Annotated in this window: 14 protein-coding genes; 5 read left to right on the top strand and 9 right to left on the bottom strand. The window is 38.5% G+C overall.

Annotation, left to right across the window (positions count from 1 at the left end):
• Positions 1 to 48: 48 nt before the first annotated feature.
• The 3 genes from ACA100_RS02905 to ACA100_RS02895 form a co-directional block, all read right to left on the bottom strand.
• On the bottom strand, positions 49 to 1,236 hold the full coding sequence (locus tag ACA100_RS02905; RefSeq protein WP_481078510.1) for an amidohydrolase: 1,188 nt from the start codon (positions 1,234 to 1,236) through the stop codon (positions 49 to 51).
• A 27-nt stretch (positions 1,237 to 1,263) separates the two neighbouring features.
• Positions 1,264 to 2,796 (bottom strand): AbgT family transporter, encoded by a 1,533-nt coding sequence (locus ACA100_RS02900; protein WP_481078509.1) that lies wholly within the window; start codon positions 2,794 to 2,796, stop codon positions 1,264 to 1,266.
• Positions 2,797 to 2,955: 159 nt separating this feature from the next.
• Positions 2,956 to 3,807, bottom strand: coding sequence for a DMT family transporter (locus tag ACA100_RS02895; protein WP_481078508.1), 852 nt, complete (start codon positions 3,805 to 3,807; stop codon positions 2,956 to 2,958).
• A gap of 93 nt (positions 3,808 to 3,900) precedes the next feature.
• On the opposite strand from ACA100_RS02895, the gene ACA100_RS02890 reads away from it, so the two are divergent.
• From ACA100_RS02890 to ACA100_RS02875, 4 genes are all read left to right on the top strand, one after another.
• Entirely contained in the window at positions 3,901 to 4,536 is a 636-nt protein-coding gene (locus ACA100_RS02890) for a pentapeptide repeat-containing protein (protein ID WP_481078507.1), read from the top strand.
• 158 nt (positions 4,537 to 4,694) lie between these two features.
• A complete protein-coding gene (gene gdhA, locus ACA100_RS02885) occupies positions 4,695 to 6,035 on the top strand; it encodes an NADP-specific glutamate dehydrogenase (protein WP_481078506.1) in 1,341 nt (446 codons plus the stop codon).
• A 117-nt stretch (positions 6,036 to 6,152) separates the two neighbouring features.
• Positions 6,153 to 6,614: a hypothetical protein gene (locus ACA100_RS02880; protein ID WP_481078505.1), complete on the top strand. Its 462-nt coding sequence runs from the start codon at positions 6,153 to 6,155 to the stop codon at positions 6,612 to 6,614.
• A gap of 50 nt (positions 6,615 to 6,664) precedes the next feature.
• Positions 6,665 to 7,405, top strand: a complete 741-nt coding sequence (locus ACA100_RS02875; protein WP_481078504.1) for an alpha/beta hydrolase — start codon at positions 6,665 to 6,667, stop codon at positions 7,403 to 7,405.
• Here ACA100_RS02875 and ACA100_RS02870 read toward each other — a convergent pair whose 3' ends face one another.
• Positions 7,406 to 8,356, bottom strand: a complete 951-nt coding sequence (locus tag ACA100_RS02870) for a DMT family transporter (protein ID WP_481078503.1) — start codon at positions 8,354 to 8,356, stop codon at positions 7,406 to 7,408.
• A gap of 213 nt (positions 8,357 to 8,569) precedes the next feature.
• Here ACA100_RS02870 and ACA100_RS02865 point away from each other — a divergent pair, with 213 nt between their 5' ends.
• Entirely contained in the window at positions 8,570 to 9,958 is a 1,389-nt protein-coding gene (locus ACA100_RS02865) for a toxin-antitoxin system YwqK family antitoxin (protein WP_481078502.1), read from the top strand.
• 56 nt (positions 9,959 to 10,014) lie between these two features.
• Here ACA100_RS02865 and ACA100_RS02860 read toward each other — a convergent pair whose 3' ends face one another.
• From ACA100_RS02860 to ACA100_RS02840, 5 genes are read right to left on the bottom strand one after another with little or no spacing between them, the layout of a single operon-like run.
• Complete coding sequence (locus ACA100_RS02860) at positions 10,015 to 11,232, bottom strand: aminotransferase class V-fold PLP-dependent enzyme (protein ID WP_481078501.1); 1,218 nt, start codon at positions 11,230 to 11,232, stop codon at positions 10,015 to 10,017.
• A 14-nt stretch (positions 11,233 to 11,246) separates the two neighbouring features.
• Positions 11,247 to 12,338 (bottom strand): SufB/SufD family protein, encoded by a 1,092-nt coding sequence (locus ACA100_RS02855; RefSeq protein ID WP_481078500.1) that lies wholly within the window; start codon positions 12,336 to 12,338, stop codon positions 11,247 to 11,249.
• A 10-nt stretch (positions 12,339 to 12,348) separates the two neighbouring features.
• Entirely contained in the window at positions 12,349 to 13,116 is a 768-nt protein-coding gene (gene sufC, locus ACA100_RS02850) for a Fe-S cluster assembly ATPase SufC (RefSeq protein ID WP_481078499.1), read from the bottom strand.
• Between the two features lie 25 nt (positions 13,117 to 13,141).
• Complete coding sequence (sufB, locus tag ACA100_RS02845; protein ID WP_481078498.1) at positions 13,142 to 14,590, bottom strand: Fe-S cluster assembly protein SufB; 1,449 nt, start codon at positions 14,588 to 14,590, stop codon at positions 13,142 to 13,144.
• 10 nt (positions 14,591 to 14,600) lie between these two features.
• Positions 14,601 to 15,053, bottom strand: a complete 453-nt coding sequence (locus ACA100_RS02840) for an SUF system Fe-S cluster assembly regulator (RefSeq protein WP_481078497.1) — start codon at positions 15,051 to 15,053, stop codon at positions 14,601 to 14,603.
• Between the last annotated feature and the right edge of the window lie 113 nt (positions 15,054 to 15,166).

Below are 15,166 nucleotides of genomic sequence, written 5' to 3'. Positions count from 1 at the left end.
GCAGAGCGAAGGCTCTGCTTTTTTTATGCTTTCTATGATTGATAAGGTCTATTTAAAATATGTTGGGTATTGTTCCACAACATTGATTAACAACTGTAAACCATACATCATGCCATCTTCATCAATACCAAATTTAGGGTGATGATGAGGATAATCAAAGCCTAATTTTGGATTGCCACCGCCCACAAACACAAATGTTGACGGCACAATGGATGCAAATGCACTGAAATCTTCACCACCTAACATGCATTTCTCAGCGATGATCGTGGCATCTTTAACTTCATTAGCAATGGCACGGACAAAAGCTGTTTTTTCAGGGTTATTGTAAGTTACGCCATAACCTAAAGTGTAATCAATTTCGCATGTAGCACCGTAATCTTCACACGTTGAATTTGCCATTTTGATGATGGTATTTTTAAATAGATGGCGCATCTCTTCACTAGAAGAGCGCACGCTTCCACCTAAATAACAGACATCAGGAATGACGTTAATGGCAGCTTGGCGACCTGCTTGAAAATAAGTATTGCTGATCACGCCTGCTTCTTGTGGTGCAATCATACGAGAAACAATGGTTTGTAGTTTTTGTACAATCGTTGCCCCAATTACAACAGGATCGATGGATGTATTGGGTTGGGAAGCATGCCCGCCTTTGCCTTGAATTTTGATGACATAAGCATCTGTATTTGAGCTTGCAGGCCCATCTTTGACATCAATTGTGCCGATGGGCAAACCAGACCAAATATGTTGGCCATAAATGAAGTCTAGGTCATTGAATAATCCAGTGGCAACCATCTCTTGTGCACCACCAGGCAATAACTCTTCTGCATGTTGGAAGATTGCCCAAACTTCACCTGTTAAGCTATCAAAATGATCGTCAAAATAGTGGCAGGCTGTCATTAACATGCTTGTGTGGATATCGTGACCACAAGCATGCATCACGCCTTCATTTTTAGATTTAAACGCTAATTCATCACGTTCTTCTAAAATCGCAAGTGCATCAATGTCCGCGCGTAAACCGATTTTCGGGCCAGTTTTACCTGTGACAAATTTCACTAAAACACTTGTGCCGACAGGTTTAATGATTTCTGCATGCTTTAATTGGCTCATCTTTTCAATGATGTATTTTTGAGTTTCTATTTCTTTAAAAGATAACTCAGGGTGAGCATGTAGATAACGGCGGTATTCTAGCAATTGTGTTTGGTATGCAGCGAGTGCATCTCGATGAATGATGTCCATAATCTTCTCCTAAGCAAAGGTAATGTTTTAATTAAAAGCACTTGCATCAATGTGAATCGGTCCACCTGGTCCGACTGGAATGCCTAACCAGTACCAGATTAAGACAAAAATAGTCCATGCAATCCCCAATGCAAATGTATAAGGGAATAGATTGGAGATGAGCGTGCCTAATCCCATATCTTTATCATATTTACGTGCATAAGATAGTAATAATGGTAGATAAGCCATCATCGGTGTGATTGGATTTGTGATGGAATCACCCACACGATAGATCGCTTGTGTAAAGGCAGGGTGATAACCTAAGAATAAAAACATTGGCACAAAGATTGGTGCTAATAATGCCCATTTTGCAGAAGCACTGCCGATGAATACATTGATGATTGCGGTTAGGAAGATGAAGCCAATAATTAATACAATGCCACTTTGTCCTTCTAATAAGCCTGCGCCTTTGATTGCAATGATTAAACCTAAATTACTCCATGCAAAAAGTGCGATCATCTGTGCAGAGAAAAATACAATGACAATGAATCCGCTCATGCCCGCCATTGATTCGTTCATCATATGTACGATGTCTTTGGATGATTTCGCTTTTTTTGTCACAACGGCATAGACTAAACCAGGCACAAAGAAGACAATCGCCATGACAACAGCAACGCCTTGAATGAGCGGTCCATCAATGATGTTACCTGTTTCAGGATTGCGTAAAAAGCTAGACTCTGGGATGACAGCTAATACTGTTGCGATTAAAAGTGCCACAACGCTGTAGTTTGCATATTTTAAGCCGCGTTTTTCGACATCTGTAAGATCTGTTAAATGATCGTCTTCTGTTTGTCCTGAATATGTACCAAGGCGCGGAATGATCACTTTATGTGTGACAAATAAGACAACAAAGAGCAATAAGAACATGGATACAGTCATAAAATACCAGTTCATGGCAATGTTGACAGGCACATCAGCACCAATCGTTTTTAAACCTGCTTCTGTGAAGGATAATGCTAAAGCATCTGCCATACCGATGATGGCATTGGCAGCAAATGCGCCTAGCGCAGAAGCATAAGCCATCACTAAGCCAGCAATTGGGTGATAACCTAAACGTAAAAAGATCATCGCGGCGATTGGTGGCACTACAATTTGGGATGCATCACCAGCAACAGTACCGAGCATTGCAACTAAGATCAATACAGGCATTATGATTTTAAAAGGTGCTTTTTCAACAGCTGAAATCATCAGCGCTTTAAAATAACCACTGTGCTCGGCAACGCCGATTCCAAACATCACGACTAATACAACCCCCAAAGCAGGGAAGCCCGTGAAGTTACTCGTGGCTTTGGTGATAATCTGCGTTAAGCCGTCCAATGTTAATAAATTAACAACATGGATGGTTTGTTTGGTCACAGGGTTATAAGCTGTTACATCCAATGCGCTTAATAAGCCTGATGCGAGAATAGTGATCACACATAATCCGATGAAGATCATCACGGGATCGGGAAGTTTATTGCCCCAATACTCGATTTTATCTAGAAATCGAGTAAATAGGGTCGGTTTAGCCATTGTTGCCATATTACATATCCGCCTTACTCTTATTTAAAATATTTATTGCTCTGTGCATAGAGCATTCAAAGATTATTAACAGAAAAAAGAAAGGAGGTAAATCGATCCCATTGCAAATGTAAGCAATTTGTCGATTTTTTCTTATAATTTAAGAATAATTATCAATACTCATCGGCGTTTTAGTACAACTAATAAGCCTGCGGCAATGATGATGGCAGCCCCAAACCAGCCCCAAAATCCTAGCTTTTCATTCCAGAAAAAGTGCGATAAAACGGCGCCAAATACAGCACTTAAATAATAGAAAGGGGCAAGTAAGGAAGCATCCGTTAATTGATTGGCTTTTGTGATCCAGATCTGACCCACTGAGCCAAAAGTCCCCATTAATAAGATCATCAGCCAAATGCGATAATCTGTGGGCATTGTGAATTCTGTGAATAATGCCATGCCAATGGCGAATACAACGCCAGTTAATGAGAAGTAGAAAACAATTTCTGAGCCGCTTGCGACACTACTAATGCGTTTAATGGCAACCATTGCCATGGCAACAAATACGCCAGCGATGATGGGCAAAAATGAATACATGGAAAATTGTGGTTTATCGACGCCTGCTAAAATCCATGAGCCGATGATGGCAAGAATAAAACTTGGAATCAGAATCCAAGAGAGTTTTTCCTTCAACCAAATGGCGGCCAATATGGGGACAAATAATGGTGTGAGTGATCGTAAAACAGAAGCATCAGATAAAGGTAGCAATGCTAAAGAAAGGAAGATAAAGATCATCCCGATCTGCCCAGATAATGAACGCAGTGCATGTAAAGGTAATCGTTTTAATGAGTTTTTAAATTCACCCGAACGTAAGAAGAGCGGCGCAACCCAAATCAGTGTGATGAGGTTACGAAAGAATATAATGGTGGCTGTGGATAAATCTGTACTCAGCCATTTGATCACACTATCCATACCTGCGAATGCTAATTGGGATATAACGACAAAGAATATGCCGAGTAAGGCGGTTGGGTTCATGGGATCATCCGATTTGCTGAGTGAAAACTAGGATTAGTATAATGTTATTTTGACCAATAGCTAGTAAGAGAATAACAGTACGGGAAAATGGCGATGAAGAAACCTGAACTATTGATGGATAACTTAGAAGAAGCACTCTTTTTGGAAGGTTTACAGTCGGATGAGCCGATGTTGGAATCTATTCATGTTAGAGATGATGTTGTGCGTCACTTAACATTGGGTAAATTAATCATGGATAAAAGTATGATCACAGAGTCGATTTTACAATCCAATGATTTTTCCAAAGCAGAACTGACGGATTGTATTTTTTCCCATTGTGATCTCTCCAATACAAATTTTTCAGGGGCAATTTTATATCGTTGTGAGTTTGTGAATTGCAAAATGGTGGGGACTATTTTTGCGGATGCTTATTTGAATCATGTACTGTTTAAATCCTGTCATATGGAAATGGTCAATTTCACCAATGGTAATTTAAAGTTTGTGAGAGTAGCAGAGTGTAATTTGACGAATGCCGATATGATTGATTGTCAATTGAAAAATTTCCAAGTTAATCATACTAATTTACAAAATATCAATTTAATAGGCACTTTATTAAAACAGGTGGATATTAGTACTTGTGACTTCACGCAGCTAGTGGTCAGCCCTAAAACGATAGAGCACTGTTTAGTGAATGAGCAGCAAGCCATCGGTTTTGCAAAAGGGTTATTGAAAGTCAAAATAGCGACATAACTGTTTGTAAAATTCATTATTTTTGTCGAAATTGTGATTAAATCTTCAATGTGAGATCAGGATCAAGATTTTTTAATGATTATTTTTTTTAATTATCCCTGATAAAAAAAATATTTTATAAAAAATTAGTAACACATTTTTTATAAGGGTAAAAGATCATGGTTAACACAAAACTGGAAAGCATCTTGTCTCAACTTCTCAAAAGAGACCCTAATCAACCTGAATTTCAGCAAGCAGTTTATGAAGTATTCAATAGTTTGAAGCCTTTCTTGGAAAAACATCCTCAATATCTAGATCAAGCTTTATTAGAGCGAATGATTGAACCTGAGCGCGTTATTATGTTTCGTGTGCCTTGGGTGGATGATCAAGGTCATGTACAAGTGAATCGCGGCTATCGCGTACAAATGTCTTCGGCTTTAGGGCCATACAAGGGCGGCTTACGTTTTCACTGCTCTGTGAATTTAAGTATTTTAAAATTTTTAGCATTTGAACAAGTTTTTAAAAATGCTCTGACACGTTTACCAATGGGCGGCGGTAAAGGTGGTTCTGACTTTAATCCTAAAGGTAAAAGTGATGCTGAAGTGATGCGTTTTTGCCAATCATTTATGACGGAATTGTATCGCCACATTGGCGCAGATGTAGATGTGCCTGCAGGTGATATTGGTGTAGGTGGACGAGAAATTGGCTTTTTATATGGGCAATATAAACGAATCACCAATCAATCTACTTCAGTGATTACAGGCAAAACATTACCATTGGGCGGTAGTTTAATTCGCCCAGAAGCAACGGGTTATGGTTTAGTGTACTTCGTGTTACATATGTTGGCGCGTAAGAACTTAACAATGGAAGGATCATCCGTTTCTATTTCTGGTTCTGGTAATGTTGCGCAATATGCTGCTAAAAAAGCGATTGAATTGGGTGCGAAAGTTTTAACAATGTCTGATTCTAATGGTTATGTGCTCTTTGAAAAAGGCATGACAATGGCACAGCTAGAAGCATTGATTGAGCATAAAGAAGTAAAACGAGGCAGAATTTCTGAATTTGCAGCACAAGAAGGCTTACAATTTTTTGCGGATCAAACACCTTGGGCTGTACCTGTGAAAGTGGCATTGCCTTGTGCAACGCAAAATGAAATTAACTTAGTAGATGCAAAAACATTGGTGCAAAATGGTTGTGTTTGTATTGCAGAAGGTTCCAATATGAGTATGGATCTTGAGGCAACCACTTATATTTTATCCACAGATGTATTGTATGCACCAGGTAAAGCAACCAATGCAGGTGGTGTTTCTGTTTCAGGTTTAGAGATGAGCCAAAATGCGATGCGCATTTCATGGTCGGCAGAAGAGGTAGATCAACGCTTGTGTGACATTATGGAAAATATCCATGAAACTTGTGTGGAATATGGTTTACAAGGTGATCGCATTAATTATCTTGATGGTGCGAACATTGCAGGTTTTAAAAGAGTCGCAGATGCAATGATTTCATCGGGCATTGTTTAATGACTTAGCTGATAAATTATAAACCTAGCATTGACTAGGTTTATAATCTTTTGGTCTTAAAAAAGATTGTGGCATAATATCCAAAATTACATAAATTAACAAAATGGATGACCAACAATGAAAATAATAAAAATAACTTTAATCTTATCTATGATGTTTGGCTTTTCAGCCGCATGCGAATCTGAAACTCAAGTGGCAAGTTATAACTTTGGTTGCCCTTTCAGCGGTGAAGGGTTTGAGCAAACATATCATAAGAATGATTTGGTGAAATATGAGAAGCATTTATCTGGCGGTATATTTGATACAGTAGAAGTTTATCTGATTAATGATCATCTAGAAGGCTTAGATTTTACCTCAGAGCGATCACTAACGAATGAGGAACGAGGATATATACTGGATGCGATTCATAAAAAATATGGCAAAACAGAATATCTAATTTATGGCACCTATTCTAGAGATATTGATAAGGGTTTATTGGTAACTGTAAGCTTTATGCCAGATTCAGTGCATAATGATGGCAAAGCATCACTGCTGTATATTTCTAAAGTTTTAATGCAGAGATTGGACGCTCAACAGTAAATGATGCTGTAAGATAAAGAGATTCTACTAATCTGATTTAGGAGTTAAGCATGGCTGATGTTTTAAAAAATGCAGAACCATTTTTCTTTAAAGGTAATGATGTGGGTGTTTTGCTCATTCACGGTTTCACAGGTACAACGCAAAGTATGTCTTTGGTGGGCGAAGCCTTGGCTAAAGCGGGTTATACAGTGTTAGCACCTCGTTTAACAGGACATGGCACAACGCCAGAAGATATGGCAAAAGCAAGCTATAAAGATTGGATCAATGATGTAGAAACAGCTCTGGCTGAATTGAAGCAACATACTCATAAAATCTTTGTGATGGGTTTATCCATGGGCGGTGCTTTAACGTGCTATTTAGGAGAAAATCATCCTGAATTATTGGGCATTATGCCGATCAATGCGGCGATTGATATGCCAGCTCTCAAAGATATTTATGATGCAAATTATGGCAAAGAAGAATTCATCGCAGGGATTGGTTCAGATATTAAAAAGCCAGATGTGATCGAGCTTGCTTATGAAAGAACGCCCATTAAATCTATGGGCGATATCATTGCATTAATGGCGATGGTTCGTGTGGATTTACCGAAGATCACAGTGCCCACTTTGATTTTTTCATCCAATATTGATCATGTTGTGCCACCGAGCAATTCACCTGAAATTTTGGATCGCATCAGTAGCACAAATAAGAAATTGGTGGCTTTGCCTGAAAGTTATCATGTGGCAACATTGGATAATGATTTGCCTTTGATTGTGGAAGAAGCCATCGCATTCATTGAGGCGAATAAGTAATTATTTTGCGCGTTTTTGTGTGAGTGATCGGATCAGCGTTTCGCCGATCACCATAAACATCGCACCAAATACCACAATGAATACGCCGATGTAGCCCAAGAAATTAAGGTTTGGGTTTTCAAATGTTGTCGGCCACATTAGCGCAAGTATCAGGGAAAATACCAATGTGAATAATGGCGTAAATGTGATCATGGCGCTCACTTTAGAAACTTCCCAAAGGCGCATTGCTTCAGCCAAAGCGCCATAACCTAACACTGTATTTAAGCCACAATAAGCGAGCAATATGAGCTTGATGTTGGATAATGTTAACACTGTGGAAAAGTTCACAAAGGGCAATAAAAATACCATGCCAAGTGCATTGAGAATCAATAAAATTTGTAGCGAGCTGAAATCTCGTAGGACAACTTTTTGTGCCAATGCGAAAAATACCCAAGATAATGCACCCAATAATGCTAAAACCACACCGAGGGAATAATCATTGAATGAGGCGATCATTTCGATGAGGTTTTTGTTGAAGAACATTAGTAATCCCGTGACTAAAATAATCACGCCCAATAATTGTGTGCGGGATAGATGTTCTTTAAACACAATGACGCCCGCGAATAATAAACCAACGCTGGAGAGTTGAATGACGATCTGTACGACAGTTGGTGTTGTATAAACGAGGGCTTCACTGAGTAATATAAAGTTGCCCACAATCCCAAGCGTTAAGATGGATAATAAGATCAGTGATTTGGGTTTTTGTTGAATTTTACGAAAGGGTAGATCCTTTTTAACGGCAAGAATCGGTAATAAAATGATGAATGCGATTAAAAAACGATACCAAACTAAAGTCGGTGCATCGAGATCTTCCATCACTTCTTTGAGTGCAATTGGTACACTTCCCCAGATAAATGCAGTGAAAATAGACAAAATAAAACCAAGCTTGGCATTTTTGAGGGAAGTTGTCATGGCGAGCGCTCAACGAATAGATAAATGGATAAATCCATTATACGAGCGAATGATTAAGTGTCAGCAATAAAATTTCTACTGAGCTGAGTAGAAATGTTCATTGCGTTAGTTGTTAGTCGCAGGTGATTTACTAAAGAGTAAACATAATTTAAATATTATCGCTATAATTATAAAAAAATATTAAACAATAATAGATTATTGGTGAGGAAGAAAATGTTAAAGAAAACTCTTATTGCCCTTGGACTAGTTGGTATTACGGGGAGTGGATATTGGGGGTATGTAAGTTATAGAGATTATCAAAAGCAAGAATATATTCGTTTATTGAAAGAGAGAGATGAAAGCATTGCTCGTATGATTATAGAACAGAGAGAAAATCTTATTAAACAAGAGCAAGATAAAATTAGAGAAGAGGAAGAAGAGGTTGCTAGGCAATTACGCATTGCTAATGGTAATCCTATTATTGAAGAAAAAACTACTTATTATCCAGGCTCACAAAAAAAGAAAGCTCAATTTACTTTATTAGAAGGTAAAGTTGAGGGAATAAAAACGATGTGGTATCTCAATGGTAATAAAGAAATAGAAACTAATTATAAGAATGGTTTGAAAAATGGTGTAGAGACAAAATGGTTTGAAGATGGGCAAAAAAAGTCAGAAATTTCATATAAAGATGATTTAAAAGATGGGTTGAGTACATATTGGGATGAGAATGGTGATAAGTCATCTGAAACAGAATATAAAGATAATAAAAATCATGGAAAAGATTTGGATTATGACAAAGGTGTACTAGTCGAAGAAAAATATTATGTGGAGGGAAAACTTCATGGTATTTATCGCATTTATAATAAATATAGTAAAACTGTAGATGCTTTTTATCAGAATGGTTTGCGAGAAGGTGCTTATCTTGAGTTGTATAACAAAAATATAGTAGAAGATTCTTTTTATAAATCAGGTAAACCACATGGTGTTTATAAGACTAGGTATCCTAACGGTGATCCAGAAGAGGAATATTATTATGTAGATGGTCTTTTGAATGGAGATAATTATTCTTGGGATGGTGATGAGGGATATTTTGTTGTTAAATCGAGAGGTGATAGTGCAAATCGATCAAAATATCATGAAATATATGATATGAATCGTTTGATTAAAGTGAGTAGTACTTATTCGACGGGAGAGCCGCGTTCTTTAGAAGAATATATCCCTGAAGAAGATCGGATTAAAGTAACGCAGTGGTATAAAGATGGTTCTATTAGCATGGAAGCTTATAAGCGTCAGGTTGAAAATAAATACGGTGATGAGCCTGCCTTTGTATTTGTAGATTTCGTGAGATTTTATGCACAAAATGGGCAGTTATTATTAGAAGCATTTTATAATGATCAGGGTGAAAAATCAGGAAAATGTACTAAATGGATTGTGGGAAATAGTACTTATCCTTCAGATATTATTGAATATGATGATACGGGTATGAAAGGTTGGCGTTACAACTATAAACTTATAAGAGGATATGCTAGTTGTGAGTTATCGGATGACGATGTGAAAAAAATTTTTGGTACGAAATTTGGTAAATTTATCCCATACTCACATGTTTCTAATATTCATGATTAATACTAAAACCCCAATCATTGATTGGGGTTTTTAATATTTGGGATTGTTTAAGATGTTTAGCTAAACATCTCAATGATTTTCTTTAAGCCATCGATCAATTGATCAACTTCAGCTTTAGTGTTGTACATGCCAAATGAAACACGTGCAGTTGCAGGAACGCCAAAGCGTTTCATAATTGGCTGTGCGCAGTGATGCCCAACACGAATCGCAACGCCGAAATGATCTAACATTGTGCCGATATCATGTGGATGAACGCCTTTAACCACAAATGAAATCACGCCCACTTTGTTTTGAGCTGTACCAATCAAACGCACTTCAGGCAATTTTGATAACTCAGCTGTTGCGTAATCCAATAACTCTTTTTCGTGTGCTTTAATGAAATCAAAGCCAATTTCTTGCACAAAGCGAATGGCGGTTTCAAAAGCAATCACGCCTGCAATATTTGGTGTGCCTGCTTCAAATTTATTTGGTAATGGCGCGAATGTCGTTTTTTCAAACGTCACTTCGTCAATCATATCGCCACCTGTTTGGTAAGGCGGCATGGCATTCAATAAATCTTTTTTGCCATATACAACGCCAACGCCCGTTGGGCCATATAATTTATGGGCTGAGAAAACGTAGAAATCGAGATCCAATTCTTTGACATTCAATGGCTCATGAACAATGCCTTGTGCGCCATCCACTAGAATTTTTGCACCCACTTCGTGAGCTTTTTTTGCGATGGTTGGAATGTCATTGATTGTACCAAGTGCATTGGAAATTTGCGTAACCGCTACGATTTTAACGGTGGAATCTAAGTTGGCATGGAAAAAGTCCATATCCAAGCTACCATCATCCAATACAGGTACAACGATGAGTTGTGATCCTTTTGCTTGGCAAATCATCTGCCAAGGTACGATGTTCGCGTGATGCTCCATTTCTGTGATCATCACTTTATCACCGCGATCAAGTAGCATTCCGCCTAAACTGTGAGCCACTAAGTTAATGCTTTCTGTTGTGCCTTTTGTGAAAATAATTTCACGCGGATCATGGCTACCAATTAACTCGCACACAACTTTACGAACATTCTCGTAACGCTCTGTGGATTCTTGACTGAAAAAGTACACGCCACGATGAATGTTGGCGTAGTACTTTTCATACACTTCTTTCTCTGCATTGATCACACACAACGGCTTTTGTGCCGAGGCACCCGTATCTAAAAATGCTAATGGTTTACCATGAACAGTTTCATTTAAAATAGGGAAGGCTTGGCGAATTGTGTCGATCTTTGACATGAGAAATCCTTTAATTAAGCAGGGCGAACGCGTGTTAAGTCATTTTCTAATTGATGAAGCATCCAATCTTTTACGATCTCATTGTCGATCATTCCTAAGAATTCCGCAGTGTAAGATAATAAAAGCATTGCTTGTGCTTCAGGTAACTCAATACCACGAGAACGTAGGTAAAAGAGTGATTCAGGTTCCAAGAAACCTACAGTTGCACCATGTGTACAACGAACATCATCGGCATAGATTTCTAAGCGAGGAATTGTCATTGCGCGTGCTTTGTCACTTAACAAGATTGAACGAGTCAACTGGTTTGCATCTGTTTTCTGTGCATCTTGGTGAACGTGAATCATACCGTCAAATAGAGCATTGGCTTTATCTGTTAATAGATTTTTGATGTTCTGTTCACTTGTACAGTTAGGTACTTCGTGATGAAGCGTCATCACATTTTCCAGTGATTGTTGATCTTTACCTAAGTTTAACGCGATGAAGTTAGTGTGTGCTTCTTCGCCTTTCAAATGAACCACTAGATCTGAACGAACAACATTGCCGCCTGTTTGATAATGTAAGATTGTGCTTGCACTTTCTGCTGCTTGTTCACATTCAAAATCATAGAAACTTGAAGATTGTTCAGGATTCAAGCTCACTTTCAACCAGTTCATTGTGGCAGCATTACCAACTTTTGTGGAAACTTTTGGTTGTGATAAATATTCACCTTCACCAGCTTCAATAAATATTACTGAGAGCTTAGATTCATCGCCCACTTCCACAGAAATGTTGAGTGATGCAGTATGCGCAGCATCACTTGAGTTTGTGTAGTTATAGATCACAAATGGTGTTAAAACTTCAGTGTTTGGAATCACTTTGATTTGAACTTTGCCTTTTTCAAGTGTTACTAAAACACCTTCAGGCACTAAGCTTTCATCAAACCATTGTGGATTCACTTCACCATTTACAACTGTTAATACAAAGCACTTTTCAGGCATCGTATGTTGTGTTGGCATGAACTGTGGATTAGAAATAACGTCGCCTTTCCACTCAGTCGATAAAACTCGTTTTAAAGGCGTTTCTCTCCAACGTTCTAATCGGATGTTATCCGTTAATGTCTGTAGCATGTTGAATTCCTTATTCTTTACGAGAACCGCCTGCGTTGTCACCACGGTAAGAGATATAACCATTTTTCTCAAGATCGAGTGCCAATGATTTATCGCCAGTTGCCACCAATTCGCCATCCACTAATACGTGAACAACATCAGGAGAAACATAGTTCAACAAACGCTGATAGTGAGTGATCAACAAGAAAGAACGGCTTTCATCACGCAATGTATTGATACCATCTGAAATTACTTTTAACGCATCGATGTCCAAACCTGAGTCAGTTTCATCTAAAATCACAGTTGTTGGTTCCAATACCAACATTTGTAGGATTTCATTACGTTTTTTCTCACCGCCAGAGAAGCCTTCATTCACGAAGCGCTTTAAGAAAGCAGGATCCATTTTTACTTTTTTCATGCGATCTTGTAAGAAATCATAGAATTCTAATGCATCCATCTCTTCTTGACCGCGAGCTTTACGAATGCTGTTCACAGCGCTTTTCAAGAAGTACATGTTATTAACACCTGGCAATTCAGCAGGATGTTGGAATCCCAAGAACAAACCTTTTTGTGCGCGTTCTTCAGGATCTAATTCTAAGATGTTCACGCCATCTAAAAGGATTTCACCTTCTAAAACATCGTAACCATCTTTACCTGCGATGATATTTGCTAAAGTACTTTTACCAGAACCATTTGGTCCCATGATTGCATGAATTTCGCCATCTTTAACCGTTAATGATACGCCTTTTAGGATTACGTGATCTTCAACCGCTACTTTTAAATTTTTAATTTCTAACATTGTTTTGTTCCCAATAATGATCTAATTAACCAACGCTGCCTTCGAGTTTGAGCTCAATGAGTTTCTGTGCTTCTACTGCGAACTCCATTGGCAACTCTTGGAAAACTTCTTTACAGAATCCGTTAACAATTAAGCTAATCGCATCTTCTTGTGATAAACCTCGTTGCTGACAGTAGAACAACTGCTCTTCAGAGATTTTCGATGTCGATGCTTCGTGCTCAACTTTGGATTGTGAGTTACGCACATCAATGTAAGGGAATGTGTGCGCACCGCAACGATCGCCCATCAACATAGAATCACATTGTGAATAGTTGTGTGCACCTGTTGCGCTTGGGTTGATACGAACCAAGCCACGATAGATATTTTGAGCAACGCCTGCTGAAATACCTTTAGAAATAATCGTTGAACGTGTATTTTTACCAATGTGGATCATCTTCGTGCCTGTATCTGCTTGTTGGCAATCACGCGCAACAGCAACAGAGTAGAATTCGCCCACTGAATCATCGCCTTTTAAAATACAGCTTGGGTATTTCCAAGTGATGGCAGAGCCTGTTTCCACTTGCGTCCAAGAGATTTTAGAGCGATCACCTTGGCAGATTCCGCGCTTAGTTACGAAGTTATAAATACCGCCAACGCCATTTTTATCGCCAGGATACCAGTTTTGTACCGTTGAATATTTAATGGTTGCATCTTCCATGGCAACCAACTCAACCACTGCTGCGTGCAATTGGTTTTCATCACGCTGTGGCGCTGTACAACCTTCTAAGTAAGATACATAGCTTTGATCATCAGCAACGATCAATGTACGTTCAAATTGTCCTGTATTTGCCGCATTGATACGGAAATATGTGGATAATTCCATTGGGCAACGAACGCCTTTAGGAATGTAAACAAATGAACCATCTGTAAATACCGCAGCATTCAAAGCAGCAAAGAAGTTATCTTTAAAAGAAACCACTGTGCCTAAATATTTTTGAACAAGCTCAGGATATTCTTGAACTGCTTCACTGAATGAACAGAAGATGATGCCTTGTTCCAACAATTTACCTTTGTAGCTTGTGGCAACAGAAACAGAGTCAAATACCGCATCAACTGCAACACCTGCTAAAATTTCTTGCTCTTCTAAAGGAATACCTAAGCGCTCATATGTGCGCAATAATTCTGGATCCACTTCATCTAAGCTTTTTGGCGCTTCTTCTTGTAATTCTGACAATGATTTTGGTGCAGAATAGTAAGAGATTGCTTGATAATCAATTGGATCGATTTGCAAATGTGCCCAATCAGGCATTTCCATTTCAAGCCATGCTGCGTAAGCTTTCAAACGATAATCTAATAACCACTGTGGTTCTTTTTTCATCGCTGAAATTTTACGAATCACATCTTCATCTAAACCTGGTGGCAAGGTTTCCTGTGGAATGTCCGTTACGAAGCCGTATGCGTACTCTTCCTCAGTTAATTTCTGAATTTGTTCCATAAATAACTCTCTAAACAGTAACTTTTGTAATGGGAATGTTGATTTCGCCTCGTGCGCCTTTTTTGGGCAATGCCGCAAGAGATGCAAGAGATATGTTGGAAAATTCTCGATGGAGGATTCTATTAATTAACGCCCAATGTGGTGTTAACTCGCAATTGTGCGAACGCTCGCACATTGAATGATCACTGACACAATCATTGATGGACATAGGTCCTTCAATCGCGACAATAATTTCAAGCAATGTAATCGTTTCTGGTGTTTTTTCCAGAAGATATCCGCCCTGAGAGCCTCGGATGGAGGTTAATAAATTCTCTTTGGTGAGAATTTTTAAAATCTTACTCGTAAACGCTGGGCTTAAGTGACAATCTGTCGCAATCTGCGATGCACTTTGTGCCAATTCATGCTTTGCTAAGTGAGTCATGATGAGCAGAGCATAATCTGTTTCACGTGTGATTTTTAACATTTGAAATTTACAATTTCCCGCATAAAGATTAGGTGGCAATAATATAGCACCGTTTTCGTTCTATTTACATATCATATTTATTTATCAGGCTGATATAAGAATATTTACCTTAT

This window comes from Wohlfahrtiimonas sp. XWW7, assembly GCF_056716055.1.
The sequence above is the reverse complement of the archived record's forward strand: the minus strand, read 5'-3'. Positions and strand labels throughout refer to the sequence as shown.

What these genes read in the sequence shown, in the direction of transcription:
- ACA100_RS02905 (WP_481078510.1), bottom strand. Translation starts at nt 1,236, where the DNA reads ATGGACATCATTCATCGAGATGCACTCGCTGCATACCAAACACAATTG.
- ACA100_RS02900 (WP_481078509.1), bottom strand. Translation starts at nt 2,796, where the DNA reads ATGGCAACAATGGCTAAACCGACCCTATTTACTCGATTTCTAGATAAA.
- ACA100_RS02895 (WP_481078508.1), bottom strand. Translation starts at nt 3,807, where the DNA reads ATGAACCCAACCGCCTTACTCGGCATATTCTTTGTCGTTATATCCCAA.
- ACA100_RS02890 (WP_481078507.1), top strand. Translation starts at nt 3,901, where the DNA reads ATGAAGAAACCTGAACTATTGATGGATAACTTAGAAGAAGCACTCTTT.
- gdhA (WP_481078506.1), top strand. Translation starts at nt 4,695, where the DNA reads ATGGTTAACACAAAACTGGAAAGCATCTTGTCTCAACTTCTCAAAAGA.
- ACA100_RS02880 (WP_481078505.1), top strand. Translation starts at nt 6,153, where the DNA reads ATGAAAATAATAAAAATAACTTTAATCTTATCTATGATGTTTGGCTTT.
- ACA100_RS02875 (WP_481078504.1), top strand. Translation starts at nt 6,665, where the DNA reads ATGGCTGATGTTTTAAAAAATGCAGAACCATTTTTCTTTAAAGGTAAT.
- ACA100_RS02870 (WP_481078503.1), bottom strand. Translation starts at nt 8,356, where the DNA reads ATGACAACTTCCCTCAAAAATGCCAAGCTTGGTTTTATTTTGTCTATT.
- ACA100_RS02865 (WP_481078502.1), top strand. Translation starts at nt 8,570, where the DNA reads ATGTTAAAGAAAACTCTTATTGCCCTTGGACTAGTTGGTATTACGGGG.
- ACA100_RS02860 (WP_481078501.1), bottom strand. Translation starts at nt 11,232, where the DNA reads ATGTCAAAGATCGACACAATTCGCCAAGCCTTCCCTATTTTAAATGAA.
- ACA100_RS02855 (WP_481078500.1), bottom strand. Translation starts at nt 12,338, where the DNA reads ATGCTACAGACATTAACGGATAACATCCGATTAGAACGTTGGAGAGAA.
- sufC (WP_481078499.1), bottom strand. Translation starts at nt 13,116, where the DNA reads ATGTTAGAAATTAAAAATTTAAAAGTAGCGGTTGAAGATCACGTAATC.
- sufB (WP_481078498.1), bottom strand. Translation starts at nt 14,590, where the DNA reads ATGGAACAAATTCAGAAATTAACTGAGGAAGAGTACGCATACGGCTTC.
- ACA100_RS02840 (WP_481078497.1), bottom strand. Translation starts at nt 15,053, where the DNA reads ATGTTAAAAATCACACGTGAAACAGATTATGCTCTGCTCATCATGACT.